This is a genomic window from Ochrobactrum sp. P6BSIII (genome assembly GCF_014138065.1).
Taxonomy (GTDB): domain Bacteria; phylum Pseudomonadota; class Alphaproteobacteria; order Rhizobiales; family Rhizobiaceae; genus Brucella.
Genome location: NZ_JACGXB010000009.1, coordinates 47745 through 72898, shown reverse-complemented (window position 1 = coordinate 72898; position 25154 = coordinate 47745). Strand labels below are relative to the sequence as shown.

Below are 25154 nucleotides of genomic sequence, written 5' to 3'. Positions count from 1 at the left end.
GACTAACGCTCCTCTGTAATCAGAGCTGGATCGATCAATCGGACATGGGGAATGGGGATGATGAATTTCGCACCCCATTCGACCACGTGCTGCATCTGCCGGATGATCTCATCCTTGAAGTTCCATGGCAGGATGAGGATGTAGTCCGGCTTGTACTTGTCTATCGCCGATACGTCATAGATCGGGATATGCATGCCGGGTGTATAGCGCCCGTGCTTGTAGGGATTGCGGTCTACGGTGAAATCCAGAAAATCCGTGCCGATGCCGCAATAGTTGAGAAGCGTATTGCCTTTGCCCGGTGCGCCATAACCGCAAATGCTCTTGCCGGAATTCTTGGCTGCGATCAGGAAGGACAGGAGATCGCGCTTGGCATGACGCGTCTTTTCCGCAAACTGCTCATAGGTCGAGATATCATTGAGGCCGAAGCTCTCTTCCTTCTTGAGAAGTGCCGCCACCCGGGGTGACGCCTTCCGCTTGCTGCCGGTGCGCGCCAGATAGACCCGCAACGATCCGCCATGGGTCGGCACTTCCTCGACATCGATAATCTTCAGATGGTGCCTATGCGCCATGAAGCGGATTGTCAGCAGCGAGAAATACGAGAAATGCTCGTGATAGATCGTATCGAACTGGTTGAACTCGATCAGATTGGCAAGATGCGGGAACTCCAGCGTGATGACCCCTTCGGGCTTGAGCAGAAGCTGCATACCGCGCACAAAGTCATTCAGATCAGGCACTTGCGCCAGAACATTATTACCGATGATGAGGTCGGCGCTTTGGCCCGCGCCGAGCATTTCCAGCGCCAGTTGCGCCCCGAAGAAGTCCACCCGGGTAGGCACGCCCTTGGCGATAGCTGTTTGCGCCACATTGGCGGCAGGTTCGATCCCCAGAACCGGAATACCCTTCGGCAGGAAATGCTGGAGCAGATAGCCGTCATTGCTGGCGACCTCGACGACGAAACTGTTTTCATCCAGTTCCAGCCTTTCAGTGATCGCTTCGCAATAAACTCTGGCGTGATCCACCCAGCTGGTCGCGAAGGACGAGAAATAGGCATATTCCGTGAAAATCTCGGCAGGCGAAAAATACTCCTTCAACTGCACGAGATAACAATGATCGCAGACCAGCGCATAGAGCGGATAATAAGGCTCCATGCGGTCTAGCTGATCGGCGGCAACGAAGCTTTCGCAGGGCGGCGACATGCCCAGATCCACAAATGTGTGTTTGAGCAATTTACCGCACAGGCGACAGCCGGTCCGCTCTTGCGTCATGCTTTTGCTCCGCGAAATATCCGGTGTCTGGATGGTCATACACACCCCCTCGGCTCTGGCCCTTACAATGGCCACGAATACACTGGTCCCAAAACTGGTATCGACTTGGCTGCTTTGAGCAGGCACCGTCGCGGCCAGATACGCGCGCCGCACCGGATGACCCAAACTACTAAGCGGTCTAAAGATTGCCGAGACTGCCATCTGGAGCGCGACGCACATACCATTGGGCGCAGCCATCGCCGTAGGGATATTGCCAATCCTCACCCGCCTTGCGTCATAGGGCGAGCAAGGGCGTAGGCGCCTCACCTATCGGGAGGAGGCATCTACCCCGGAAGGTGAAGATCGTCCCTCGAAGAAGGCTCTACCGGGCTCTGACCACGCTGTCAGAATATTGGCAGGCGGAAACGGGGCAAATAGATGCGGTTTACTTCTTTAAACATCGATGGCGCTTGGTCTATCGAGCCGGAACGGATGGAGGATGAACGCGGCTGGTTTACGCGCGTCTATTCCGAAGCGGCTTTTGCCGAACGGCAGATGGAAACGCACTATCCGCAGCACAGTCTTTCCTTCTCGCGGGAGAAAGGCACCTTGCGCGGTTTGCATTACCAAAACGATCCGCATTCCGAGACGAAACTGGTGACCTGCCTGCAAGGCACCGTCTGGGATGTATTGGTGGATATACGGCCCAAATCGCCCACCTATATGCGCTGGGTTGGCCTGGAGCTTTCGGCGGAGAATGGCGTGCAGCTTTATATCCCTGAAGGCTGCGCTCATGGATTTCAGGCGCTTACCGATAATGTCCTCATCCGCTACATGATCTCGCACCCCTACACGCCGGACCATGCAACGGGCCTGCGCTATGACGATCCGGCGCTCGGCATACCTTGGCCGAACCAGCCCAGCGTCATTTCAGACAAGGATCGCTCCTGGCCACTAATCTAGGCCCCTTGATTTAACTCAATCAGCAATCCCGCATCGCGCAATCTGTCCGCAGCACCGGCGAGCGTGGCGAAAGGCAGTTTCGAGCGCTCGGCCATATCGAGAAGTGACGCGCTGCCATCGGCCAGATTGAGAACCCAGAGCATGGCCATCGCCTCCTGCGCGGCGCGACTGTCGCCGCCGGTTTTGCCATAGAGGCCCCGACGTCCGAGCTGCGGTTCACCCTTGGGCGATGTGTTGAGTGGAACCCAGTTTCGTTCCGCTATTTCAATGGCCTGCATGACGATATTGAAGGATTGCTCAAGACATTCCGGCTTAATGAAATCCAGATTGTCCGCTGAGGTGTGATATTCAGGAAAAGTGCCATAAAGGCTGCGCTGAAACATGCCCACCGGCAGATTGAATCCCGGCGAACAGAACTGTCTTTCATCATATCCATAGGGCCAGAAATCATGCATCGTCGCGCCAGCCAGACCGGACTGCGCGAGCACCTGCCCCATGATCCGATCAATCGCCGCATTGCCGAGACGGCTTCGCTTGTAATTCGGCCCGCCGTCATCGCCAACACAGGACAGGACCAGGCCGTGGGTAACACGATCAAGACTGGGCTCGTTCTGGCGCAGCCACGCAAGCGCGCCGAATGTCGCCGGGCCGAACAGAAAGCGATAAGTCAGCCGCGTGGAGCGAGCTTTCAGCGCCGCTCCCAGAAGCGTCAGCAATGCCAGTCCAGAGCAATTATCGTTGGCGAGCGAGGGGTGGCATAGATGCGCCGAGATGAGAAAAGTCTCGTCTGTTGTTCCACGATGGATGAACTCCCCGAAGACAAGCGCGCCGTCGCGCCGCTCGGCGTCAATGACCACATCATATTCGCCCTCGGCCATTGCCAGAAAATCGCTATGCGCCATGCAGAAACCCCAGTCCTCCGCATGATAACAGGTGCGATAAGGAATAAGGTCGGGCTGATCGGGCAGTGTGTGAATGTGGCTCTTCAAGGCTTCCATAGAAAGCCTTGTTCGCACGGGCATACTGAAGTTCACCACATGCAGATTGTGCCGCGCAAAATCGACAATCCGCTGGCCGTTGCTATCTGCAATATAGGCTTCGCGGATCACCCATTCCTGCGGTGCTTTCCAGTCGAAAAGCGGCGTGCCGGTGGGCACTTCATGGATCTCCAGCGGCAGATATCCACCGATAATGGCGAGCGTTTCCCGCACGCCTTCGCCCGCCAGACTGCGACAGATCGGATAAAGTTGCGCGGCCAGATCGTAGATCGCCTGTCCGTCAGGCGACCAATGCACGTCTACTGTGCCGGACCGCGCATCCATCATGCGATTGCTCTTAGCGGCTGCTGCATAAGCTCGACGCGCCGCAGATCACTGTCGAGAACGCCCTCCTCCAGAAGCTTGCGGATATGGGCGATGCGCTGGAACCGCGGCCCCTCGAATTCCTCAAGCGTCAAGGTCGAGCGGCTATAGGCTGCGAGCAGTTCTTCAGCACCGGCCGCAGCATCCCATTGCGGCTTTGCATTGGGCAGAACCCGCGCAAGTTTCTCGAAGCTGACACGGTAGGATCGGGTATCCGGCCCGGCATCTTCCGCAAATTCAATCAGGCAATCGGGCACTGTCTCGGCGACAATGCTTGCGATGTCGCGAATGCGGTAATTGTGTTCGGTGGAACCAACATTGAAGGCTTCATTGAAGACCTTCTCGCGTGGTGCTTCCATGGCCGCCATGAAAGCCCGGGAAATATCGCGAATATGCACAATCGGCCGCCATGGTGTGCCATCCGACTTGAGATAGATCAGCCCCTTGGTCACAGCCCAGGCGACGAGATTGTTCAACACAATATCGAAGCGCAGAAAAGGCGACACGCCATAGGCTGTCGCGGGCCGCAAATAGACCGGACAGAAATCTGCATCGGCCAGTTCCCGGATTTCCTGCTCGGCGCGCACCTTCGAGCGACCATAGGCCGTCACCGGCTTCAGCTCGCCGGTCTCGTCGATCAGGTCGGCATCGCTGATGCCATAATTGCTGCATGACGATGCGAAAAGAAAACGCCCCACGCCCGCGCGTTTGGCGGCTTTAGCCACCGCCACGCTGGCGCGGTGATTGATGTCATAGGTCAGTTCTTCATTGAGATTGCCCAACGGGTCGTTCGACAGCGCAGCCAGATGAATGACAGCATCGAAACCTTCCAGATCGCGTGGCGACACATCGCGCACATCCTTGCGCAGCGTGGGTACATTCACGACCGCTCCACCCTCTTCGAACAGGCAATGTTCGTAAAGACCGATGTCGTAGCCCGACACCTCGTGGCCAGCATGAACGAGGATCGGCACCATGACCGATCCGATGTAACCCTGACTTCCGGTAACCAGCACTTTCATGTTCGTTTCCTCTGCATCCCCAATAATCCAAGTTAATCACGCACCAGTAGCGGTAGCGATTTGACCGAAGGCATATCCGGTTAAAGACAAGCGGGGTGCAGAGCAGCGAAAGGGCGTAGCACCTACCCCTTTCGGTCAGGGCCAAACTGGCCGGGCTTGCCGATCAGCAATATCCAGTCGCCATCATCGCCAGCATTCTTTTCTGCGGGGGTGCGAAAGGTCAGCGTCTGGCCATCCTCCTGCGGCGTGGCCGCTTGAGTTCCCACACCGGAAAAAGGGTCGATCCAGACGATATCATCGCCTGTTTTCACAACAGCCTTGCTGACGGAAAAGCTACCCCCTTCACCGTAGATCACGGCTCCCGTCCCGCCTGAAAACGATGCGGCATAAAAGTTAGGCGTATTGGTAATCTGACCGCTGCGGTCGGGCTCAAGATCGGTCCATGGCAGGACAGCAAACAGCTTTCGCAGAACGGTCATCGACCGTGCACCCGGACTGTTCAGCTCCTGCCGCCAGTCACGATCAGATTCGAACACGCCCGGTCCGCTAAAGTGCCAGATCGGACTATTGCCAAAGAACTGCCCAACCGCACCAGCCAGCAGTGCACCATAGGCATTCTGGCGTATCAATTGCGCCTTTGTGCCGTGCTCGTTTTCATAGAGCGTTTCGATCAGAATGACCGGCATTCGGTTATCTTTGGTCTGCGCGAGCACCGCGCTATGAACATTGTCATAGTCATAGACGGTATCGATGGAGAGCCACTTGGCCTCCGACCAGACTGAGGCGGTATTGGTATTGCGCCGCGTATGCACGGTTTGCAGCGCATCCGGAAGAACAGCAGCGATGCCTTCCGCCAGACTGGACACCAGCCGTTTATCCGGCGCATCAAAATCACCGCCCAACACCCAGACAATATTGGTATATTTGGCAAAGCGTCGCGCAACGGCTTCGCCATAGGCGCGCATCCGTTCTGGTCCTGCCGCTTCGATTTCCAGATACCAGCCCTGCCCGCCGCCATTGGCACCGAGATAGGCCGGAGCCAGCAGAACGACAAAACCAAGCGCCTGCGCCCGTTCGATCACCCATGCGGCGTGGTCAAAATAGCGTGGATTGATTTCGCCAAATGCCGTGTCTTTGAACGGTTTTTCGCCATAGGCATTGGCAGGCGGGTTGCTGGAAAACTGATGTTCCAGAAGATTGACCAACAAAGTGTTGAAGCCGCGTTTGCGACGGTCTTTCAAGTAGAGATCAACGTCATCGCGTTTGAGTTGAACGATCAGTGACCAGGCTGTATCGCCCTGCATCAGAAATTGCTTGCCCGATGCATCTTCAAAATAGCGGTGGTTTGCGCTGACATGGATCGGAAGCCTGGCCTCCGCGGACGCTTGCGCCGCTCCAACCAGCGCCAGGAGTCCAAATAGACCTGCCAGCATTCCTCTCACAGCGTCGCGGGCGGACATGCATTCGCGCTTTCATTGAAGCGGCGATAGACCACCTGCGATGGACGTCCGGTCAGATAAGTCCCGACACCGTCATTCAACGCCCGCGCGTAGATGGCGAGCGCACCGTCAATCGCATCGATCGTCTTCGCAATATCGTCGTCGCTATGGGCATAGCTGACCACCAGTGAAGGCATCAGCACGCCGCGCCGGATGGTCTCCTGAAGAAACAGAGAGCGGAATGCCTGTGATGGTGCGCCGGTTTCGTCCAGCGTCGCATAGGCGAGGCAACTGGCACGCCCAACCGTGCTGACATATTTGCTTAAGCCATGACGAGTGATCGCCTCGTTCATACCGCTGGCAAGCTTGCCTCCCTGTCCGTACAGGTGCTCAATGACCGGTTCATCGCGATAAACCGCCATTGTCGCCATGGCAGCGGCCATGGCGTGGGTCTCGGCGCCATGCGTGGTCGACAGCAGAAACACACGTGGAAACTCGGTCTGACTGAGACCCCCAAGCTGCATATATTCCGCCTTGCCAGCAAGCGCCGAAATGGCAAAGCCATTGCCGAGCGCCTTGCCGAAGCAGGAAAGATCAGGAACGATATCGTAGAGTTTCTGAGCCCCCTGCCTGTGCCAGCGGAAGCCAGTGATCATTTCATCGAGCACGAAAAGCGCACCATTTTCATGGGCGATGCGCATCGCTTCATCCAGAAAATTGTCCTTTGGATCATCGGCACGGGCCGGTTCCAGAATGATGGCCGCAATACGCCCCGGATAATCCTCAAACAGAGCCTCTACGCTGGCGATGTCGTTATAGCGGAAGGTTGCAGTCAGGGCAGAGACCGATGCCGGAATGCCCGCATTCATCTTCGTCGTACCAATGAACCAGTCATCGGTGGAGAAGAACGGATGATCCCCGCAGCAGGCAATCATGTCACGCCCTGTATAGGCGCGCGCCAGACGCATTGCGCCGGATGTGGCGTCCGAACCATCCTTGCAGAACTTGACCATTTCGGCAGTGTCGATCAGTTCGAGAAAGCGCTCCGCGCAATCCACTTCGATGGCGCTTGGGCGCGTGAAGTTGCACCCGTCCACCAGCGCATCGCGCACAGCCTTTAGGACCGGCGGATAGGCATGACCCAGACCCACGGCCCGGTTGCCCATGCCATATTCGATATATTCATTGCCATCGACATCGAAGACATGCGAACCGCAGCCGCGCTGGATGAAACCCGGTGCCAGAACCGGGTATTGATCGTCGCCCTTGGCATAGGTGTGACAACCACCGGGAATAAGCGCGTGAGCCTTGCTGCCCAGCAATTGGGAATTGCGAAACTGCGATGTGAACAGATTCATGGCGAAATCCTTCAATTGCCAGAGCTTACAGCGCATTGATTACGCAGCAGACCATCCAGCATTTACCCTCTCCCGCACACGACGCAGCCAGTTCTTGACCGGCTGCGGCAAGTGACTGCGCAAATTCTTATGCAGTGCGTTCGGCATGGACCATTGCGACAACGCCAATGGCGGCGCAATTTCGGGGCGCTCCAAGTGCAATTGTTGCAGCAGGTTTACGTAAGCGCCTCCGACAATATCGCTGTCGAAAGTTGACGTGACTTTCTGGACTGCGGCTTCCGCCATGCGGTTGTGGAAATGCGGATCACTGGCAAGCCGGTCGATCTGCTGCGCAGCCCGCGCGCAATCGCCAATGGGAAAAAGCAGCCCGTCTTCGCCATCGGTGACGATCATATCTGTCACACCCGCAATGCGCGATACGATGGCAGGACACCCCTGACTCATCGCTTCCATCAGCGTCATCGGGCACCCTTCATAGCGCGACGGCATGACCAGCGCATCGTGCTGGCTGACCAGCCATGACACATCAGAGGGTGCAACCCAGCCGGTGAAACTGACCTTGTCGCCAAACGGTTCGAGCTTGTGGCGCAGCGCTTCAAGGTCCGGTCCATCGCCAGCAACCGTCAGATGGTAATTGCAGGTGAGCCGCCGCAAAATGCCCGACAGCCAGAACACACCTTTGGAACTGTCGTCGATACGGCCAAGATGCAAAAGCCGGATTGGCTTCCCATCCGCGCTACGCGATAGCGCACGTCCGACATGCGGATCGCGGCTTAACCCGTTCGGGATGACCAGCGTGCGCCCGGCATCGAAACCATAGCCGCGCACAAGATCGTCGCGGCAGCGCCTGGACACGCCGACCGTCGCATGAACATGATCGCGGATCGCACGCGCCGCCTCATAGGTGCCGGGCGTGATACTGTGGACGATCATGATGCGTAAAATATCGGCGGGCAGATAGCGCACGAGATTGGTTTCGAAGCGCTGCGAGAGCACATTGACGAAAACGGCGTCGAAACAATTATCGCGCAGAAAATCCACAATGCGTTTCGCGCGGGTTTCTTCATCGAGAACACCCAGCCGGTCAATGGCATCGCCCTGCCGCTCGGCATCCTCCAGCCCCTGCCCTTCGGGCACGCTGACAGTATCGCCCGCAGCACCCGTCGCAAGCCAGCGCAACTCAATGTCCGAGCGCGCAAGCGACGCACGCATCCGCGTGAATACCGAATATGTCCCGCCAATGTGCGGGCGCACGAAGTAGGCACATTTCATCGCAAGCACCCCCTTTAGAGCGGCTCCAACCCACTTGAACGCGGGAACCGCTCTAAATGTTCTTTCGTCCGCATTTCCCCGCAAAACCGTTTCGCATTTTTGCTGGAAATGCTGGTTTTCCGCCGCATTGTCCCACGCAAAACTGCTTCGCACTTTTGCTGGAAATGCTCGGACCCCGGAAACAGACTTCGAGGGAAAATGTCCCTCGAAGCCTTGTTCCGGTATATCGAGGGGGCAAGTTGATATACCGCTGCCAGTGTATCGAATTTGCAGGCAGGCGCATTCTGGCCATGAGGGGTAAGAGAGGTATGCACCATCCTACATTAGACGATGGGCTTCCCCCTTCTGCCAGTTTTCCCGCGTGGTAATCCAAGAGTACCGTGCACTTGGCGCTTTGGGGGCGCTTTGGACGCGCTTCTGGAGACACCCGCATGAAAATTGGCCTTTTCGGACAGTTCGGTTCCGGCAATGCAGGCAATGACGGCTCTCTGGAAGCCATGCTGCACTTACTGAAACGCAACTGCCCCGATGCGGATCTTCTATGCATCTGCGCGCGCCCCGATATCATTTCAGAAAAGTACAATGTCGCGACCGTGCCGGTGGGAAACCCCGCGCTTGAAAGCGACCTGTTCCGCCTGCTCGACAAGGCGCTGCTGAAGCTGCCGCGACGACTGGCCGGTTTTCTCACCGCCATTTCGGTTGCACACGGTCTTGATCTCATCATCGTGCCCGGCACCGGTATTCTCGACGATTTCAACGAAGGGCCGTTCGGCTGGCCTTTCGTCATTATGCGCTGGTGTCTGGCTGCACGTCTTGGCCGTGCCAAACTCGCCTTCGTTTCCGTTGGTGCCGGGCCTGCCGACCATCCCGTCAGCCGCTTCTTCTTCCGCAAGGCCGCACTCACGGCAGCATTCCGCTCCTATCGCGATGAAATATCCCATGACTTCATGAAATCGCTCGGGGTCAATTCACGGAGCGATGTGGTGAGCGCAGACATAGCCTTTGCGTTGCCACCCGCCAGCAACGCGGCGCATGACAGCGTTGCCAGACGCGTGGGCCTCGGCGTCATGACCTATCGTGGTTGGAAACGGCACGAAGCCAACGCCTCGGATATCTATGAAACCTATCTCGGCAAAATCGCCGTACTGGCGGACAAGCTTCTGGCCAGCGGGCGCGAAGTGCGGCTGCTCACCGGCGACAAGGGCGACCTTCAGGCCATCAACGATCTGATGCCGCGGATTCAATCACCAGATGCAGCGAAGATCATCGTTGAGCCCGTCGCATCCCTGCATGAGCTGATGCAGCAGATCGCGCAAACCGATATTGTGGTTGCCAGCCGCTATCACAACATAGTCTGCGCCCTCGCAATGGGACGTCCGGCAATCTCGCTCGGCTATGCCGCGAAAAACGAAGCATTGCTGCACGATACGGGCCTGGATGGCTTTGGCCATCATATCGAACGGTTCGATACGCAAACCATTCTGGCCCAAATTGACGACATGTTTGAGCGGCGTGAAGAACTGGCCGAAAAGGTCGAAGCCGGAGTGGCGCAATACCGGCTGAAGCTCGCCCAGCAGGAAGAAACGCTGCGCGCCCAACTTCTCACAAAGCGGAAGGGCGTCCTGTTAGCGACGCCCAGCCGCCGCCAGAGGGCGAGCTAGCATCGTATCGACGTAGCTGCGCAATCGCCGCTTCGTATCGGGCCGATGCAGGAGATAATTGACTGGCGGGATAAAGGCCGTCTGCGTCCGCTGCGCCACCGCAAATTTCAAAAGCTGCCACCATGCCGGATCCCCACGCAACAGGTGGGATATGGCCGACCAGTAGGCCCGTTCGGCGATGCCCCGACGCGCCATACGATGCAAGGTATCGCAATCGGGCAAAACACGCCCCTCGCGGGCAAAAAAATACTCGCCCGCATCCGCCGTGTGCTGGATATGCAGCAGATGCGTGTCGCGCAATTGCTGCGAGCGGTTCTGTCCGTGCGAGCGCGTACCGCCCTGAACACAGTCCAGTTCGGCAATCCTCCCCTGCAATCCAAGCCGCAGCCACATGTGATAATCGTCGCTATGCGGCAGCGCCTCGACATAGTGTCCCGCAGCTTTCTGCGCCGCAGTACGAACAACCATCGCAGAACCCGGCAACTGAAAAACGCCGAGCCGACAAAAGCGCTCGATGAAGGCGATGCCGGTCTCGACGCGGCAAGGCACATTGTCCGGTTGGGACGGAATGGCGGGGATCGGCGCATCGCCATTCACGGCAACGTCGCGTCCATAGGAAAAGGCGATCGTGGGGTCTGCTTCCATGACCGCCAGCGCCCGGCGCAGCGCACCGGGAACAATAAAGTCATCAGAACAAAGCAGAACGAAATAGTCGCTGCTCGCCCAATCGATACCATCGTTAAACGAGGCGTGTTGCCCCTTGTTGACTGGTCTGAGCAATAGCTCCACCCGCGCATCTTCCGCAGCCAGCGCGCGCGCAATATCGGCACTGTCGTCTGTTGAGGCATTGTCGATGATCAATACCCGCAGGTTTTCGATATCCTGCGACAGCACGCTGCGAACACAGATGCCGAGATAGCGTCCGTAATTGTAATTCGGAATGACGACATCGACACTTGGCTGCCCCATCCTCAATCTCCTTATTCAGCTGGCGTGGAGGTGGGAAAACGCCCGCGCCCAAATCGGCCAAGGCGGCTCGCTACCCGGCTCAACGCCCATCCGAGAACCGGCGTGATTTCCGATGCGAAAGGATGACGCGTGATCAACACCGCACCAAGCCAGCTGGCAACACCCGCAAGGCCAATGGCGATGCCCATGCCCCAATGAACTTCCAGCGTGCCTGCAGCCGCGACCATTGCGAGCGGAATGGCCATGGTGAGAAGCGTGACGAGGCCGCTGCGCAACAGCTCCGCCCCCAACATGCGGTAGGAGAACGGCACGTGCTTGCGCACATAGACCACTGAAATCACCATCTGGAACGGCGTGCTGATGAACAGGCTGAGCGCGACCGCCATCAGGCCATGATAGGCGGCGACGCAGAGAATGACTGTGGTCACTACACGCGAAATCAGGTTGGACACGAAGGCATCGCGATTGGCTCCCAGCGCCATCAGCAACGGATAGGTCAGGATGATGGGAATCCAGAACACGCTGGCAAGGCACATGATCACGACAATCGGCGTTGCGTCATACCAGTCGGGCCCCAGCACGATATGCACGGCCGGATAGGCGAGCAGCGCCAGAAGCATCTGCGCTGGCCAGTAAACCACCGAAATATAGGACAGCGCTCGCACATAAGACTGCGCTATATCCACACCGGCCCGCACCTGCGCGGACAACATTGGAAAGGCGACGGTGAAGATCGCCGATAGAAACACCCGGTCGGGCAAACCGCTCAACGTATTGGCGCGATTATAGATGCCGACGGAGGCGGCAGGCATGAAACGCCCCAGCATAAGCTGCGGAAACGTCTCGCAAATCTTGCTCAGGCCTGCGCTGCTGCCCAGATACATGCTGAACTGCCAGGCCCTGCCGATACTGGCAAGCGACGGGCGCAAAAGGCGAGCCAATGGATAGAGCGCTGCCGCAAAAGCGGTGGTGACTGCCGCAGCGGCCAGTGAACCGAAGGCGAAGCACATATGACCGAAACCCCACCAAGCCATTGCGATCGTAACAACTGCGCCGCAAACCGAACCTGCCGTGCGAATGCGCGCCAGAGCGCCGAAGGCCATGTCGCGCCTTAACAGCGCGACAACCGGCAATGAAACGCTTTCAATCACCGCCGCGATGATGGTGACTGTGAGAAAAAGTGAAAGCATGGGATCGTGATAGGTGACGGCAAAATAGTCGCGCGCCAGAAAGAGCGCCACCGCCAGAACCGCCGTAACGCTCATCAGGAATGTGAATGCCGTCTGGATATCGCGATCCTCGACCTTCTCGATCCGGATCAGGAATTCAGCGCTGGCGAATTCGCGCAGCGAAAACACAATCGCGGCAACGCTGAGGCCCACGACGCCCATGCCTGTCTCGCTCGGCCCCAGAAAACGCGAGACCGCAACAACCGTCAGAAAATTACACAGCAACCCGGCATATTGCTCAAGCGTGGCAATCACGAAGCCTCTGCGATGATTTTTCATGATCCGCTCCGTGCAATGAAGAACAACGGGAGCGCCGACATTTCCGGCAGACATTTTTCCAAGATGCGATACCCCCTCGCAACCGTGCAGGGCGGTAAGGTCCGCCCGGCTTCCCGGCGCCTTTCAGAATAGCCTTTCGCCCACAGCGGGAAATGTCACCGTTGGTATTAGCGCCTGACCTGAAAGGGGTATGCCGCTCGCTCTAAAGCCAAGTCGTGGGACCCCATCCGACTGGGTAAAAATTCCAGAACATCCTCAATGGAATCGCGACGCGGTTTGGTTGGGAAATGCAGCAAGGAAATTGAGCGGTAGACTTTGTTTCGCGCCTCGGAGGAGACATGAGCAATCTTTCCTGGATCACGCTTCTGGCCTTCGTCCTCTCGGTCGCCTTTTGCATCGGCTTCCGGGAGTTGGCCCGCGAATGGTATCTGATCGATATTCCAGACGACCGGAAGCGGCACGACGGTGCAGTGCCGCTATGCGGCGGCATTGCGATTTTTCTTGCCTTCGCCATTGCCGCTTCGATTGTGCAGGGCACATCCGATCAGGCAAATATTCTGCAATTGCTTCCCGGTCTAGCCCTCGTTCTTGTCACAGGCGTACTGGATGACCGCTTCAACCTGCCGGTGATGCCGCGTCTCAGCGCGCAGCTGCTTGCCGCCGCCCTTATCATCGGGATGGCGGGTATTGAGCGGCTCAGTCTGGGCATGAATATCGCCTTGCCTTCCACCGGCCCGACCGCCGAAAGCGGCGCCATCTTTCTGGCCGGTCCACTTTTCCTGTTGCTGGCGCTGACGTTCATTGTCGGCCTCATCAACGCGGTCAATATGAGTGACGGTGTTGACGGGCTGGCAGGCGCGTCCAGCGCCGCCGCCTTTTTCTGGCTTGCCGTGATTGGCTTCGACTTTGGACAGCATCGGCTCGGCCTTCAGACGCTGGCGCTCGCCGCAGCGTGTCTCGGCTTCCTCGTCTTCAATATGCGCCATCGCTGGCGCATGAAGGCCAGCCTCTTCCTAGGCGATGGTGGGAGCACCCTTCTTGGTGCGGCCCTTGCGGGCACATCCCTCATCCTCGCAAGTGGAGAACCCGCCATCGCCTTCCCTGTTCTGCTGTGGGTCGTCGCCGTTCCCGTTATCGACACGCTGAGCCTCATCATCCGCAGGCTCGCCGTGCGACGCAGCCCGTTTTCCGCCGACCGCCAGCATCTGCATCACCTGTTGATGGATGCGGGCCTCAGTTGCGGGCAGACCGCCATGGCCGTGATGGCGCTCAACCTGCTTGCCGGAGCTGTCGCCTATATCGCGATCCGAACCGGTGTGCCCGCCTGGATCATGCTGGTTTCGCTGCTGCTGCCAGCGGTACTGCACACGCTTTTCGTGCGGCGCATGACCAGAGGCCAGCATCCCGCCATTGTCGTTGCCGCGACGATTGCCGACACGGCCCAGACAGCCAAACCCAATCTCACATTTCCGGGGACCACCACATGACCGTTTCCGCGCTCATCATGACATTCAACGAGGAAATGAACCTCCCCGCCTGTCTGGAATCGCTCGCCTGGTGCGACGATATCGTGGTGCTTGATTCATTCAGCACCGACCGCACCGTGGAAATAGCCAAGGCCGCGGGTGCCCGCGTTTACACCCACGCTTATGATACGGAAGACCGCCAGCGCATGTATGGGCTGACGGAAATCAAATTCAAACATGGCTGGGTTTACACGCCCGATGCCGATGAGGTCACCCCGCCGGATTTGCGCGACGAAATGCTGGCAATTGCCGCCGATCCGGACCGACCGGAAGTGTTCTTCAAGGCGCGCTATAAGAACATGTTCATGGGGCGCTGGATTCGCCATGCAAGCCTTTATCCGACATGGATAACCCGCCTTGTCAGGCCCGACCGTGTCCGTTTCGAACGCTCCGTGCATTCGCGCGCCAGCGGCGGACCCGGCGGCGAATTGCAGGCGCATTTTGTCCATTACAGTTTCAACAAGGGGCTGGAAGCCTGGTATGCCAAACACAACCGCTATTCCTCAGTGGAAGCGGATCTTTCCGCGGCACGGCTTCTTGAACGGAGCATCGACTGGGGCGGCATTTTCTCCACCGAACCGGAGAGACGGCGGCGCGCCCTGAAATCGCTGTCCTACAATATGCCTTTCCGTCCAAGCCTGCGCTTTTTCTACATGTATGTGCTGCGGCGCGGCTTTCTCGATGGCAAGCCCGGTTATCTCTATTGCCGCCTTCTCGCAGCCTATGAGTTCATGATCGTCGTGAAGATGGAAGAGCAGCGCAGTCGCCAGAATGCGCAGCCTGCCCGCCCTTCCGTGCAACAGCGAACGCTGGACGCCAAAGAGCCGGAGCGACGCATGGTATGATGTTGCTCGCCATTCTGCCCTGCGCCGTGTTCTTCGGACTGGCCGCCATGTTCTTTTCCGAACCGTTGCTGGCACTGCCGGATGACGGAAGCCGGGCCGATGTGATCGTCGTGCCGGGCGGCGACGGCCCGCCACGGGCAGAACAGGCAGCCCGTCTTTGGAAGGAAGGGCGCTCGCCCTATATCCTCGTCACGGGCGATGTTGACTGCCTGTTCAACAAGCAGATCATCGTACGGGAGGGTGTGCCGCCATCGGCCATTTTGGCGGAATGCTATTCGGGCAGCACCTGGCAGAATGCGCTCTATTCGGCCCCCATGATGCGTGAAATCAACGCGAAGAGCGCGCTCATCGTCACCAACTGGTACCACTCGCGCCGCGCCGTCGCGAGCTTTCGCGCCGTTTGCCCGCAGATGCGTTTCATGTCAGCCCCTGTCAATGACAGCGACGTCCATATCGGCTTTCCCACCACCCGAACCGATGCGGAGGTAATCGCCAAGGAATATGTCAAGCTTGGTTGGTATCTGCTTTCGGGCCGCATCTTCCCGCAGGACCTGACCGGAAACAGCCCGGCGCTCGCCATGTCCGCAATCTGCCAATCGACGGAGGGCGAGCCGTGAATCTTTCTCTCACCTGGATATTCGTTCTTCTCGTCGCGGCATTTCTGGCGGTCGGCTTTCTCGGACGTCCGGAACGCATGTACCAGTTTCCGTTTCTGGCCGGCGTGATGACATTCGGCTTTATCTTGCCGCAGGTGCCCGCGCTCGTGAATGACCCGTTTCTGCCAGCGGGGGCCTATGCGAAAACGATGGTGATGGGCATATTGGCCTTCCTCGCATTGGCGATGGGCTGGCAGATGGGGAACCGGCCCCTCAAATTCCTCACCATGAGCTTCAGCGAAAGACGGCTCTTATGGGCCGCAGCCGGACTGTCGGTTTTCGGCGCGTCCTTTTACTTTCTTTTGAGCCGCCTGCCCGGCGAAGTGTCCATCGGCGTGCAGATGACGGGCATGCCGGTGATATGGCTCTTCTTCGCGCAGCTGATGCCCTATGGCCTCGCCATAGCGCTTCTCTGCTTTGCGCGGCGCAGTTCCTGGCTTGCATTGGGCATCATCCTGTTCGATCTGGTGTTCTATCTCGACCGCATTGTGGTCACGGGGAAGCGCGCCGAGGCTATCCAGCTTCTGTTGATGTTCCTCCTCGCTTTCTGGTTCTATCGGCGCTGGGTGGTGCCGCGCACATTGATGTTCATCGGTATTCTTGCGGGCACATTTCTCATGACCAGCATGGGCGATTACCGGCAGGTGACGCGCGCTGCATCCGGCTTCGTTCTCGACCAGATTCTCGATATCGACTATGCCGCCAATTTCGAGGAAACACTGGAACGCGGCGGCCCGGAAATGCGCAATGCCGTGTTGCGCATGGATGAGATCGACCGGCGACTGGAGTTCGATTACGGCAAGTTCCACTGGAACCGGGTTGTCTTCACCTATGTGCCCGCGCAGTTCGTCGGTAGCCAGATCAAGGACAGCCTATACCTGTCCACGCCGAAGCCCGACCGCAATTACAACCCGCTCACCGGCACCACTGAGACCGGCCTGATCGATGCCTTTTCTTCATTCTGGTATTTCGGCGCGCTGAAATTCCTGCTGCTCGCATGGATCATACGGCGTCTCTGGGAAACGGCCATGGCGGGCGAAATGCTCGGCCAGTTGATCTACATGTTCTCCATCGTACCTGCCATGCACGCCATTTCGCATCAGACGGATTGGGTGATCACGGTCTGGATACATATGGCCCTGTTTCTCATTCCGATCCTGTCGCTCTGCGTCATTCGCAACCGCTCCGTCCATTTGCCGGTATCGCCGCCACGCCATGCTCCGGCGTCCGGCGCGATACCCCACCCATTGAGGGGATGACCATCATGACCGCCATGCCCAATCCATCCCGCCCCCGATCGGCAGCACCCATTGCCGGACGCAAAAGCGCCTCGCGCCCCATGGAAGGCGGGGCGACATTCACCTTGCAGCATCGGCTGCAACGTCTCGGCTGGCAAATGACTTGGCTGGCGCTCGCAGCCTGGACACCGTCGTTTCTCTGGCGCTGGCGCGGCAGGGTGTTACGGCTGTTCGGCGCCAAGATCCACAAGACAGCCATTGTACGCGGCAGCGCCCGCATCTGGTGGCCGGGCAATCTCATCATGGGCGCGCATTCCTCGCTTGGTCCCGACGCGCAATGCTATAATGTCGCCAATGTCACGCTGGCGCCCTTTGCCATCGTCTCGCAAGGCGCGCATCTCTGCACGGCGGGTCACGACATCGACCGCGTGGATTTTCCGCTCACGGCGTCGCCGATCCACATCGGCCCGCATGGCTGGATCGCCGCGGAAGCGTTCGTCGGCCCCGGCGTGAGTGTGGGTGAAGGCGCAGTGCTCGGCGCGCGTGGCGTCAGTTTCCGCGATATGGAACCATGGACGGTCTATGCCGGAAACCCGGCAAAGGCTGTGCGGCAAAGACGGAAAGCAGTGTGATGATTGCTGGTTAAACCGGACCCATCCGGCGCTCGCGGATGAGGCCATAGCTGTTGCCGCCCATGATCGAGCCAGTCTTACGCTTTTGATAGGACTGATAGGCGTCGATGGTTTGCGCCGCAATACGCGGCCAGGTGTAGTTGTCACGCACCAGCTTGTGGCCCGCCTCACCCATCCAGACCGCCCGCGTGGGATCGTCCAGAATCTGCATCAGCCCTGCCGCGACGGCTTCGGCATCCACTGCGCAGACCACGCCCGCTTCCGCCTCGGCGACTTCCGGAAAATGGCAGGCATCGGTGATCACCACCGGCACACCGCAGGCTAGCGCCTCGGTTATGGCCACGCTGAACCCTTCCTGCCGGCTGGGCAGGCAAAAGCAGGCCGCCCGTTTCAGCGCGGCGATCTTGTCTGGACCATAAAGGCCGCCAACCAGATGAACACGCTGTTCCAGCCCATATTGCCGGATCTGTTCGCGAAAATCATGTTCGGCACCGCCATCCGGCCCGGCAACCACGAGATCGACATCCGGCAGGATCGGTGCAACCCGTCGATAGGCATCGGCCAGAATGTCGAGGCCCTTCTTGTAGTGCAGCCGCGACAGAAACAGAACGAAGCGCCGGTTCGGCAATTTTGCCAGTGTTGCACTGTTCGCGCCGCTGACGTCGCCCTCGACTTCATTGAGGAAAATGCCATTCGGAATGATCAGGCTTGGCGGCGTGAGACCTAGTGGTCGCATCAGCTCGATTTCATCGCGGTTGAGCGCCTGAATGAAGGCCGCGCCATCCAGCATCCGGCGAAATGCCAGAGCGAGCGCCAACTTTTTCTTCCACGACCGTTGCTGCATGCTCCACACATCGAGCATGCCGCAACAACAGATGCAGTAAGGCACACCGAACCGCCGACACAGCATGGAAGCTCGCAGCAGATTTGTTTCCCAAACGCCGTGCAGATGCACAAAATCCGCCAAGCGGATCAGTCGCGCCATAGCCTTTGCCGCGCGGCTCCCCAGCAGCATTTCCCGCAAATCGGGCATGGGCAGCAGCAATGTCTGCACCTTTTCAAAATCCGGTATTGTTTCAGCCGCCTTGGCAGCGCGGCGGTTCACGTCTTCGTCGCTATAGCTGACGATTGTCACTGTGTGCCCAAGCGCTGCCTGCGCCGCCGCAAGCCTGACAATGACGGCCTGCGGACCGCCTTTGGCGGGATCATAGGAACCGATGACGTGAACGATCTTCATGCCGCCAATCTCCGTGTGTGCTGCGAAAGTGCTGCAACAAGCCGCTCGCCATAGCGCGCAACCGTATAATCGGCAGCGCGCTCGCGTGCGCTGTCGCTCATCCGGGCCAGCATGGCCGGATTACCGGCCAGTTGTTTGAGAATATCCGCCGTTTCAGCCACATCGCGTATCGGCACGATGTAGCCATCGACGCCATGCCGCACAACGCTGCCGGTATTGTCCGTACAAATAACCGGCAAGCCCGCAGCCAGCGCTTCGTAGACGGCGGTGGCCGACCCTTCGCAAAGCGACGGCAACAGAAACACATCCGCCCACTCAAATTGCGCTCGCATTTCGCTGCGCGGTATCGGGCCGGTCAGTTCCACACTGGCCGACAGGGTCGCAACAGCTTCCGGCTGCACGTCAATCGGCCCGACCATGCGAAATTGTGCGATATCCCCCACCGCCTTCGCAACCGCGCCGACATAGGGCGAGCCTTTCCGCAGCCCCACCGCGCCAACCGTCAGCACTCGCAGCGGCCCCGGCAAGCGTGGCGACCGATCGAGCGGAAAGCGTTTATCCACTCCATACGGCACGACCACCACCTTATCCGGCGGACATCCGGCCTCGATCACATGGCGCGCCACAAATTCCGACGGACAGACCACAGCGTCGGCAATGGCCCATTCGGCCCTTTCGCGTGCTGCAAAGTCATCGGCATGCACATCGTCTGCAACGGACAAATGCCAGCCGGGATTGAGCACTTCCTCCTCGTAGGCCAATTGATCAACCACGGTACGCGGCGCGATCATCTGTTCCACGGCGGTCCATAATCCTGCCTGTCGCGCTGCGGTCAGCTGTTCCAGCGCTTCGCCGCTGAAGGCATAAACTCCACTCGCCCCGTGGAAACCGCTGCCCGCCACGAGTTGTCCGAATTTTTGCCCTGCCCATATGGCATTGGCTGTCGATTTCGGTCCGGTCTGGTTGGCCAGCCTGCGCACTGCCGAATGCAGGCCGAAGCCCGGAAAAGTCGTCATCTGCTCCTGCGGGATGCCTTGTGGTGCGCGACCGATCAGCCGCCGCACGGCGGTTGGAAGCATCGTCGGCGGCAACCCGTTCAGCAGACGCGGCCAGCCTTGCAGGGCGCATATATCGGTATAGAAATGCGCGAGCCGCTGCCGGTCGGCAAAAATGCGCGGTACGGCATAATGCATACGCGCCCCAAGCTGGCTGACGACAACCGAGCCATCCATCATCGAAGCTCTCCCGACTGGAATTTGCGATCCAGAACCGGCATCGCTGCGGGCACGCTTTTCTCTTCCAGCCGAGCGACTGCCGTTTGCCACATGGCTGCACCATATTCACGGGAATAGGCCGTCTCCATCAGATAGCGCGCATTGTTACCCATGGTCATGCGCCCAACCGCCGAATGGCGCAGATGCAGAACCGCCTCGACCAGACGATCCACCTCGCCTGGACGCAGTGCTGCGCCACATTCGAAATCGCGAACGATGGAGCCTATCTCGCCATCCGGATCGCCAATGAAGATTGTCGGACGGCCCGCCGCCAGAACACCGTAGAACTTGCTCGGCACAATGCAGTGTTCCAGTTCCGGCTTGAGCGACACCAGATGAACATTGGCGGCGCCAAGGCTTTCGGAGAGCTTTTCGACAGGCTGAAACGGTTTCATCATCACATTGGTTAAGCCGCGCCGTTTGACTTCACTTTCGACAAAGCCCCGCTGCTGCCCTTCCCCGATCATCAGGAAGACGATGCTTTTCATATGTTTGAGCCGTTCGGCTGCATCAAGGACGGTCTGGAATTCATGCGCCCGCCCGAAATTGCCGGAATAGCCGATGACGAATTTGCGCCCCAATCCCCAGGCGCTACGCAGCGGATTTTCTGACGGGGCGACAGGCATGATCTCGTTGCGATCCGCCCAATGATGCACAACGCTCAAATTCTCGCGTGCTATGCCCGTTGAAGACAGATAACGCGACATGCGCTCAATCGGGCAGATCGTCAGCGCTGACTGGCGCATGGACCAGTTGCGCAAAGCCAGCGCCAGCCTTGCTGATGCGCTGCCCGGTTTGACCAGACCAAGCTCCATGGCGGTTTCCGGGAAAAGATCCATCACCCAGTTGACGAGCTTCGCCCGCCGAAGCCGGATTGGCAGTGCAGCCGAAACCGACAGCAAAGGCGGGTCGGTACAAATCACGCAGATATCGTCCTTGCGGGCATGGGTTGCGAACCAGGCCGCAGCAGAAAGATGGAACGTGGCATAGTCGACCGCCCGTCCCGTCAGTTTTCCGCGGCCGAAGCCGGAGGTCCAGATGCGATGCACATCGACACCGTCAACCGTCTCGCGCGCGGGCAAGGTTTCTTTCCGTTTGTCATGAAAACTGCGGCTGGCCAGAACCGTCGTTTCAATGCCCTCGCCCACAAGCGTCTGCGCCAGACTGGTGACCATGCGGCTTGTCGCGGACTGGTCCGGATAGAAATAGCGATTGGCAAGCACAACGCGCATGAGCCCCGTCTCCCGTCTTTTCGACCTTCGTGAAACCAGCATCGCAACAGCGGGTCGTTTATCGCAAGAAACCCAAAGGCATGGGCGGCACGCCAAGCGGGCGAAGTGCCTACCTCTTTGGGTGCATCAGGGCATATCGGACGCCATCACCGCTTCACCCGAAGAGGGTTCGGCGTGCCTGTCCTTGCCGTTTTGGAGCCGTTCTGCCGCGACACGAAATCGGTAAACATGCTCTCATGGATATTCTGGACGGAGGGCAGTCCCTTGAACGATAGATTGCACGATAGCTTGCATGACAATCAGCGTGAGAAAGTCGCACTCATCATCGGCGTCACCGGTCAGGATGGCGCCTATCTGAGTGAACTCCTGCTCAAGAAGGGCTATCGCGTTCACGGTCTGAAGCGGCGTTCGTCCTCGTTCAACACCGGGCGTATCGACCATCTCTATCAGGACCCCCACGATGAAGACGTGCGCTTTCGGCTGCATTTCGGCGACCTGACCGATGCCACCAATCTGTGCCGCGTCATTCAGGAAGTGCGCCCGGACGAGATCTATAATCTCGGAGCGCAAAGCCATGTGCAGGTGAGTTTCGAAACGCCCGAATACACCGCCAATACCGATGCGCTCGGCACGCTCCGGCTGCTGGAATCCATTCGTATTCTGGGCCTCGGCAAAACCAGCCGCTTTTATCAGGCTTCAACTTCGGAGCTTTTCGGCAATTCCTCGCCGAACGCGCAGAATGAGCACACACCGTTCATGCCGCAGAGCCCTTATGCTACAGCGAAGCTCTATGCCTATTGGACCACGGTGAATTATCGCGAAGCCTATGGTTTCCACGCGTCGAACGGCATCCTGTTCAACCATGAAAGCCCGCTGCGCGGCGAGACTTTCGTCACCCGCAAGATCACCCGTGCCGTCGCAGCCATCGAACGGGGTTTGCAGGACAAGCTGCGTCTTGGCAATCTCAACGCCCGCCGCGACTGGGGCCACGCCCGCGATTATGTGGAGGGCATGTGGCGTATCTTGCAGGAAGAAACGCCCGACGATTATGTGCTCGCCACCGGCGAAACGCATACGGTGCGCGAATTCGTCGAACATGCCTTCAAGGCTGTCGACAAGCAGATCGAATGGAAGGGCGATGGCGTAGAAGAAATCGGCGTTGACCGGAAGACCGGCAATTGCCTGATCGAGATTGATCCGCGTTATTTCCGTCCGAATGAGGTGGACTTCCTGTTGGGCGACGCCTCGAAAGCCCATAACCGCCTTGGCTGGCAGCACACGACCGGCTTCGACAGCCTCGTCGCGGAAATGGTGGATTGGGATTTGCGCAATATCATGCGGGAGGCTGGGCGCAATGACTTCTACGGACAATGATATAACCACAGAGCCAGTCTATTCACTGGCCGGCAAAAAGGTCTTTGTTGCGGGGCACACCGGCATGGTCGGTTCAGCCATCCTGCGCCGTCTGCACGGCACGGATTGCGACATCATCACCGCAGCGCATAGCGCGCTGGACCTGACCCGTCAGGGACCGACCGAGAACTTCATCACGGGTCGCAGGCCAGAGGTTATCATCATCGCGGCGGCCCATGTCGGCGGTATTCTCGCCAATGCGCAGTCACCCGCCGATTTTCTCTATGACAACCTCGCCATCGGCATGAATGTCATCCACGCGGCGCACCAGACCGGCGTGGAGCGCCTGCTCTGGCTCGGCTCCAGTTGCATCTATCCACGCGACGCGGCGCAGCCGCTGACCGAAGACGCCCTGATGACCGGGCCGCTTGAAGCGACCAATGAGGCCTATGCCATCGCCAAGATTGCCGGGCTGAAATATGCCGAAGCTTGCGCGCGCCAGTTCGGCGACCGCTTCATGACGGCGATGCCGACCAATCTCTACGGCCCGAATGACAATTTCGATCCGAAGACTTCGCATGTGCTGCCAGCGCTGCTGCGCAGGATCCATGAAGCCAAGATCATGGGCGCTGAACAGGTAACATTGTGGGGCAGCGGTACGCCGCTGCGCGAGTTCCTGCACGTCGATGATCTGGCCGATGCCTGTCTGCATCTCTTGCAGTTTCACGATGGGTTCGAGCCCGTCAATATCGGCTCCGGCGAGGAAATCTCGATCCGGGATCTGGCGCTGCTGATAGCCCGTGTTGTGGGTTATGAGGGCCGGTTCGAGCACGATCTGAGCAAGCCGGACGGCACGCCGCGCAAGTTTCTCGACACATCCCGCATGGCTGCGCTCGGCTGGAAGCCGCGCATCAGCCTCGAAGACGGCTTGCGCGCTGTCTATTCCGCCTGGGTGGAAGAAAACGCTGAAGCCGTCGCGGCATAGCGACCGCGACCGATCCCCTTTCACTGATGTTGGGAGCACCAAGCATTTGGGAGCATCAACACCCCTCATGCTGAGGAGGCGCGCAGCGCCGTCTCGAAGCACGAGGGTTCCAGATGTGAACTGACTTACGACGGCGACGTGTTGATTTTGCTCATATCGAGTTCGATACGCAGAATATCGCCCGGTTTGATTTCCGTCCGCTCGTTACCCGTAATATCCTGAAACGCGCCGTTTACATTGCGGCTGATCGTGAAGATCAGTTTCTTGCGCATATCGGCTGACGAGATATTGCCGGACGACTTGGCGATTTCCGCCATGGTCTGTATCTGCGCACCGCTGCGCCGTTCCATCCGCGCCAGATTGAGATCAACTTCCTGCAAGCTGGTTGCCGCATCGCTGCGCCGGACTTCTTCCAGATTGGCAATCCGCTGCTGCATGGCGAGCTGGTTTTGCCGTGCCCGCGCCAGAAACGACGCCAGCTCCAGCGCATCGCGGCGTGTCGCCGACAGATCGCGCTCCTGATCACGCAGGTTCGACTTGGCCGCGAGGCCACGATCGACCAGCGACCGGCTGGAATCGACATTTTCCTGCAACAGCTGGATTTCCGTATCGTGCAGCTTGATGCTTTCCTGCAGGGTGTTGATTTCGTCGCCGTAGCTTGCGACCTGCGCTTCAAGCGCCTGCCGTTCGGCTTTCATATTGTTGCGACGCACATCGAACAGTGTGCGCTCACCCTCCAGCATATGCTGAACCATCACCTGATCGTCTTTTGATACGTTAGACTGCTGCGATGGCGTGTAGTCGAAATCGGTTCCCTGCAATTCCGCAGCCAAGCGCGCCCGGCGGATTGTCTGGGCGGAAATCTGCAATTGCAGATCGGAATATTCCTGTTGCGCGGCGATCAACTGCATACCGGCAGTTACGGCGGGCGCTTCGCCCTTGCCTGCACCGCCGCCCAGCGCCATCAGTTCCAGCGCAACCATGCCGGGCCGGTACTCATATTTGCCGGGTGCCTTGATATCACCCACGACAAAGACCGGCGCATATTGGTTGATCGTCGCCGTCACCGTCAGACCCGGAATATGTTGCGACAGGGATGCTGCGATCTTCTCGCTGATTTCAGTTGTCGTGAGACCGCGAACGGGAATGCTGCCGACAACGGGATAGCCTATATTGCCATCCACATCGACCGGGTAAAGCCCGGTCAGGGAAGGCTGGCCGTAGACCGTGACCAGCAAGACATCATTGGAACCGATGCGATAAATCTGGCCCTCGGCCAGCGCCATGCTGCCCGCGCCGAGGAACAGCATCGCGGAAAACACCGATGCATGTAAATGGCGGGCGAAACGACGCTTGTATGGAATTTTCGGCATGGCCCC

The 25154-nt window shown here is 58.6% G+C and carries 21 protein-coding genes; 9 read left to right on the top strand and 12 right to left on the bottom strand.

Going from position 1 to position 25154, the window contains the following annotated elements; translation table 11 throughout:
- Positions 1-2 precede the first annotated feature (2 nt).
- A complete protein-coding gene (locus FHW00_RS14070) occupies positions 3-1304 on the bottom strand; it encodes a class I SAM-dependent methyltransferase (protein ID WP_078339199.1) in 1302 nt (433 codons plus the stop codon).
- 378 nt (positions 1305-1682) lie between these two features.
- Between FHW00_RS14070 and rfbC the strand changes: the two genes are divergently transcribed.
- Positions 1683-2207: a dTDP-4-dehydrorhamnose 3,5-epimerase gene (rfbC, locus tag FHW00_RS14065; protein WP_078339200.1), complete on the top strand. Its 525-nt coding sequence runs from the start codon at positions 1683-1685 to the stop codon at positions 2205-2207.
- Here the strand turns inward: rfbC and FHW00_RS14060 are convergent.
- The 5 genes from FHW00_RS14060 to FHW00_RS14040 form a co-directional block, all read right to left on the bottom strand.
- Complete coding sequence (locus FHW00_RS14060) at positions 2204-3532, bottom strand: DUF4910 domain-containing protein (protein ID WP_078339201.1); 1329 nt, start codon at positions 3530-3532, stop codon at positions 2204-2206. The genes rfbC and FHW00_RS14060 overlap by 4 nt on opposite strands.
- Positions 3529-4590: an NAD-dependent epimerase/dehydratase family protein gene (locus tag FHW00_RS14055; RefSeq protein WP_078339202.1), complete on the bottom strand. Its 1062-nt coding sequence runs from the start codon at positions 4588-4590 to the stop codon at positions 3529-3531. Before FHW00_RS14055 ends, FHW00_RS14060 begins: the two co-directional genes overlap by 4 nt.
- A 122-nt stretch (positions 4591-4712) precedes the next feature.
- Positions 4713-6050, bottom strand: a complete 1338-nt coding sequence (locus FHW00_RS14050) for an apiosidase-like domain-containing protein (RefSeq protein WP_078339203.1) — start codon at positions 6048-6050, stop codon at positions 4713-4715.
- Complete coding sequence (locus tag FHW00_RS14045; RefSeq protein WP_078339252.1) at positions 6029-7387, bottom strand: glutamate-1-semialdehyde 2,1-aminomutase; 1359 nt, start codon at positions 7385-7387, stop codon at positions 6029-6031. The genes FHW00_RS14050 and FHW00_RS14045 overlap by 22 nt, the downstream gene beginning before the upstream one ends.
- Before the next feature lie 39 nt (positions 7388-7426).
- Positions 7427-8659: a glycosyltransferase family 4 protein gene (locus FHW00_RS14040; RefSeq protein ID WP_078339204.1), complete on the bottom strand. Its 1233-nt coding sequence runs from the start codon at positions 8657-8659 to the stop codon at positions 7427-7429.
- A gap of 431 nt (positions 8660-9090) precedes the next feature.
- On the opposite strand from FHW00_RS14040, the gene FHW00_RS14035 reads away from it, so the two are divergent.
- Complete coding sequence (locus FHW00_RS14035) at positions 9091-10320, top strand: polysaccharide pyruvyl transferase family protein (protein ID WP_078339205.1); 1230 nt, start codon at positions 9091-9093, stop codon at positions 10318-10320.
- On the opposite strand, the gene FHW00_RS14030 is transcribed toward FHW00_RS14035, so the two are convergent.
- Together FHW00_RS14030 and FHW00_RS14025 are read right to left on the bottom strand one after the other, a co-directional pair.
- On the bottom strand, positions 10285-11289 hold the full coding sequence (locus FHW00_RS14030) for a glycosyltransferase family 2 protein (RefSeq protein ID WP_078339206.1): 1005 nt from the start codon (positions 11287-11289) through the stop codon (positions 10285-10287). The genes FHW00_RS14035 and FHW00_RS14030 overlap by 36 nt on opposite strands.
- A gap of 11 nt (positions 11290-11300) precedes the next feature.
- Positions 11301-12797: an oligosaccharide flippase family protein gene (locus tag FHW00_RS14025; RefSeq protein ID WP_078339253.1), complete on the bottom strand. Its 1497-nt coding sequence runs from the start codon at positions 12795-12797 to the stop codon at positions 11301-11303.
- A gap of 338 nt (positions 12798-13135) precedes the next feature.
- On the opposite strand from FHW00_RS14025, the gene FHW00_RS14020 reads away from it, so the two are divergent.
- From FHW00_RS14020 to FHW00_RS14000, 5 genes are read left to right on the top strand one after another with little or no spacing between them, the layout of a single operon-like run.
- The gene (locus FHW00_RS14020; RefSeq protein WP_078339207.1) at positions 13136-14284 is read left to right on the top strand and encodes an MraY family glycosyltransferase; all 1149 of its coding nucleotides are present in this window, start codon (positions 13136-13138) and stop codon (positions 14282-14284) included.
- Positions 14281-15168: a glycosyltransferase family 2 protein gene (locus FHW00_RS14015; RefSeq protein ID WP_078339208.1), complete on the top strand. Its 888-nt coding sequence runs from the start codon at positions 14281-14283 to the stop codon at positions 15166-15168. The genes FHW00_RS14020 and FHW00_RS14015 overlap by 4 nt, the downstream gene beginning before the upstream one ends.
- A complete protein-coding gene (locus FHW00_RS14010; protein WP_445557943.1) occupies positions 15168-15785 on the top strand; it encodes a YdcF family protein in 618 nt (205 codons plus the stop codon). The genes FHW00_RS14015 and FHW00_RS14010 overlap by 1 nt, the downstream gene beginning before the upstream one ends.
- Entirely contained in the window at positions 15782-17083 is a 1302-nt protein-coding gene (locus tag FHW00_RS14005) for a hypothetical protein (protein WP_078339210.1), read from the top strand. The genes FHW00_RS14010 and FHW00_RS14005 overlap by 4 nt, the downstream gene beginning before the upstream one ends.
- A 14-nt stretch (positions 17084-17097) precedes the next feature.
- A complete protein-coding gene (locus FHW00_RS14000; RefSeq protein WP_113533915.1) occupies positions 17098-17694 on the top strand; it encodes a putative colanic acid biosynthesis acetyltransferase in 597 nt (198 codons plus the stop codon).
- 10 nt (positions 17695-17704) lie between these two features.
- Here the strand turns inward: FHW00_RS14000 and FHW00_RS13995 are convergent, their stop codons facing one another.
- From FHW00_RS13995 to FHW00_RS13985, 3 genes are read right to left on the bottom strand one after another with little or no spacing between them, the layout of a single operon-like run.
- Positions 17705-18931 carry a glycosyltransferase gene (locus tag FHW00_RS13995; RefSeq protein ID WP_078339211.1) on the bottom strand — a complete coding sequence of 409 codons (1227 nt, stop codon included), beginning with the start codon at positions 18929-18931 and terminating at the stop codon, positions 17705-17707.
- Entirely contained in the window at positions 18928-20163 is a 1236-nt protein-coding gene (locus FHW00_RS13990) for a glycosyltransferase family 4 protein (protein ID WP_078339255.1), read from the bottom strand. The genes FHW00_RS13995 and FHW00_RS13990 overlap by 4 nt, the downstream gene beginning before the upstream one ends.
- Positions 20163-21437: a glycosyltransferase family 4 protein gene (locus tag FHW00_RS13985; protein ID WP_078339212.1), complete on the bottom strand. Its 1275-nt coding sequence runs from the start codon at positions 21435-21437 to the stop codon at positions 20163-20165. The genes FHW00_RS13990 and FHW00_RS13985 overlap by 1 nt, the downstream gene beginning before the upstream one ends.
- A gap of 288 nt (positions 21438-21725) precedes the next feature.
- Between FHW00_RS13985 and gmd the strand changes: the two genes are divergently transcribed.
- Entirely contained in the window at positions 21726-22811 is a 1086-nt protein-coding gene (gmd, locus tag FHW00_RS13980; RefSeq protein WP_078339214.1) for a GDP-mannose 4,6-dehydratase, read from the top strand.
- Positions 22792-23775 (top strand): GDP-L-fucose synthase family protein, encoded by a 984-nt coding sequence (locus FHW00_RS13975; RefSeq protein WP_078339215.1) that lies wholly within the window; start codon positions 22792-22794, stop codon positions 23773-23775. Before gmd ends, FHW00_RS13975 begins: the two co-directional genes overlap by 20 nt.
- Positions 23776-23900: 125 nt before the next feature.
- On the opposite strand, the gene FHW00_RS13970 is transcribed toward FHW00_RS13975, so the two are convergent.
- Positions 23901-25148, bottom strand: coding sequence for a polysaccharide biosynthesis/export family protein (locus FHW00_RS13970; protein ID WP_078339216.1), 1248 nt, complete (start codon positions 25146-25148; stop codon positions 23901-23903).
- Positions 25149-25154 lie beyond the last annotated feature (6 nt).